This is a genomic window from Acetomicrobium mobile, assembly GCF_937920065.1.
Window position 1 is genome coordinate 1 of record NZ_CALETC010000042.1, and the last position, 2,518, is coordinate 2,518.

Consider the following 2,518-nt stretch of genomic DNA (forward strand, 5'->3'; position numbering starts at 1 on the left):
CTTGAGGCCCTGGAGCGGGAAAACATCGAATCGAGGCCCATATGGAAGCCCATGCATATGCAGCCCTTTTACAGGGATTGTGACTTTTTGGGAAGCGGCGTATCCCAAAAGATCTTCGAACACGGCTTATGTTTGCCGAGCGACACGAAAATGACGGATGACGACCTAAACAGGGTATGTGAAATAATTAAAGGGGTTTGGGGATGAGATGGCGGGTGAGGCAGATAAAAGGCCACATAAACAATACGGCCTTTACAGACGTTATTTCAAACGACCTTTGGATTTTTCATTATCCCTTTTAGCTCTTATTGTTTTGTGTCCATTTTTTTTCTTAATTTCAATATTGATTAAATTAACTTCAAAAGGACCGATTTTTTATACACAACTTAGACCTGGGAAGGACCAAAAAATATTCAAACTATATAAATTTAGAACAATGATCCAAGGGGCCGATAGGTATCAAAAAATTGGCGTAGAGGTATATGAAAATGATCAGAGAGTTACTCCTCTGGGCAAATTCTTAAGGCGATTTAAAATTGATGAGTTACCCCAGTTAATAAATGTTTTAAAGGGAGAAATGAGCATAGTAGGTCCAAGACCTTCATTGCCAGAATATCTAGCGCAGTATGAGGATTGGGAATTAGAAAGGTTTAAAGTAAGACCAGGACTGACCGGTTTGGCCCAGGTTAATGGAAACATATATTTGGATCGTAAAGAAAGAAGTGCGTATGATGTGCAATACGTGAGAAAAGTGAGTTTTGTTCTTGACCTTAAAATTGTTTTGAAAACCATTGCAGTGGCTTTTTATGGAGAAGACAAGTTTATTAATAAACAAAGCGAAGTAGATGAACATGTTTTAGAAAGGGATGCGCATAAATGAAAAAGACAGTTTTTATAGGATCTGTAATGTCAAGTAAAATTGCTTTGGAAACGATCATAGATAGCGGTGTATGCGTTAATTTAGTTTGTGGGTTAGATGAAAATTATTCAAAGAATGTTTCGGATTATTATCCGATACATGAAATTGCTGTCGAAAACAACATACCTTTCGTGAAATTTAGAAAAGTTGACGATATGGAAACATGGAAGGCGATCCAGCTCGTTAATCCGGACTTCATTTTTGTTATTGGATTGTCCCAAATCATCCCTAAAAGCATTTTAAATCTTGCAAATGAGTATGCTATTGGCTTTCATCCAACCCCTTTGCCCAAATTTAGAGGAAGAGCCGCAATACCATGGCAAATATTGTTGGGAGTTAGTGAGTCAAAGGTATCATTGTTTAAGTTAGATGAGGGCGTAGATTCCGGCGATATAATTTTCCAATATCCATATAAAATTGACAAAGACGACTACGCTCTGGATGTCTACGAAAAAGTGTGCAACGCTATGAGAATTGCGTTGTATAATTGCTTAACAAATATATATAACGACACTGTTAACTTTATAAAGCAAGATGAAGACGAGGCAACTTATTTATTAGCTAGAAGACCAGAGGATGGTAAAATAAATTGGCATTGGTCAGGTGAAGAAATTTACACGCTGATTAGAGCAACGAGTAAGCCCTATCCTGGTGCATTTGCTTATTATAAAGGTAAAAAGGTTATATTCTGGAAAGCAAATCTTGAGAGAAACAATAAATATATAGGAATTCCTGGTCAGATTGCCAAGATCAATAATAATGGTGATCTTGGGATAGTGACGAAAGGTTCGCTATTGGTGGTTACTGAATATACTACCGAATGTACAAATGATAATTTCTCCATAGGGCGTAAATTCGAATGAATGGTGGTGTTCTTTTATGAATTTACTAATAATAGCTCCTCATGCTGATGATGAAATTTTAGGAGTAGGGGGCACTATAGCTAAATATGTAGACGATGGACACAAAGTATATGTGTGTATCGTAACATCAGGGCATCCCACCATGTTTCCTGAAAGTTGCCTAAAAGAATTACGACGTGAAGTATCGCGTGTTCACGAGTTTTTAGGAATTGAAAATACATTTTTTCTAGAATTCCCTGCAGTTTTATTAAAGGAGGTGCCCATATCTGAGCTAAATGCTAAATTATTGAAGTTAATAAATGATTTAGAGCCCAGCGTAGTTTTTCTACCTCATTATGGTGACATGCACAGTGATCATCGTATTGTTTCATCTGCCGCCATGGTTGGGTTAAGACCTATAAATTCTCATAAAGTATTAGAGATATATTCTTATGAGACTTTGTCCGAAACTGAGTGGAACATCCCTTCTGTAAAAAATGTTTTTTTACCAAATACATGGGTCGATATTACAAAATATTTAGACAAAAAATTAGAAGCTATGGGCATGTATGCTACGCAGATAAAAGAATTCCCTCACCCAAGGTCGCTGGAAGCAATCGAATCATTGGCGAAATTACGTGGGTCAACGATAGGTGTTCATGCTGCCGAAGCATTTAGTTTAATAAGAAGGATTATAATATGAAAAAAGGACTTTTAATAATTGGCGCAAGCGGTCACGGCAAGGTCGTTGCCGACG

The 2,518-nt window shown here is 37.2% G+C and carries 4 protein-coding genes; all 4 read left to right on the top strand.

The window, feature by feature from the left end; all coding sequences use genetic code 11:
- Window positions 1-207, top strand: a 207-nt coding sequence (locus Q7P41_RS01765) for a DegT/DnrJ/EryC1/StrS family aminotransferase (protein ID WP_303881674.1), incomplete at its 5' end; no start/stop codon positions are given.
- 1 nt (window position 208) lies between these two features.
- Window positions 209-880, top strand: a complete 672-nt coding sequence (locus Q7P41_RS01770; RefSeq protein ID WP_303881675.1) for a sugar transferase — start codon at window positions 209-211, stop codon at window positions 878-880.
- Window positions 877-1,782: a formyltransferase family protein gene (locus tag Q7P41_RS01775; protein ID WP_303881676.1), complete on the top strand. Its 906-nt coding sequence runs from the start codon at window positions 877-879 to the stop codon at window positions 1,780-1,782. The genes Q7P41_RS01770 and Q7P41_RS01775 overlap by 4 nt, the downstream gene beginning before the upstream one ends.
- A gap of 16 nt (window positions 1,783-1,798) precedes the next feature.
- The gene (locus Q7P41_RS01780; protein WP_303881678.1) at window positions 1,799-2,464 is read left to right on the top strand and encodes a PIG-L deacetylase family protein; all 666 of its coding nucleotides are present in this window, start codon (window positions 1,799-1,801) and stop codon (window positions 2,462-2,464) included.
- Window positions 2,465-2,518: the final 54 nt, after the last annotated feature.

What these genes read in the sequence shown, in the direction of transcription:
- Q7P41_RS01770 (WP_303881675.1), top strand. Translation starts at nt 209, where the DNA reads ATGGCGGGTGAGGCAGATAAAAGGCCACATAAACAATACGGCCTTTAC.
- Q7P41_RS01780 (WP_303881678.1), top strand. Translation starts at nt 1,799, where the DNA reads ATGAATTTACTAATAATAGCTCCTCATGCTGATGATGAAATTTTAGGA.
- Q7P41_RS01775 (WP_303881676.1), top strand. Translation starts at nt 877, where the DNA reads ATGAAAAAGACAGTTTTTATAGGATCTGTAATGTCAAGTAAAATTGCT.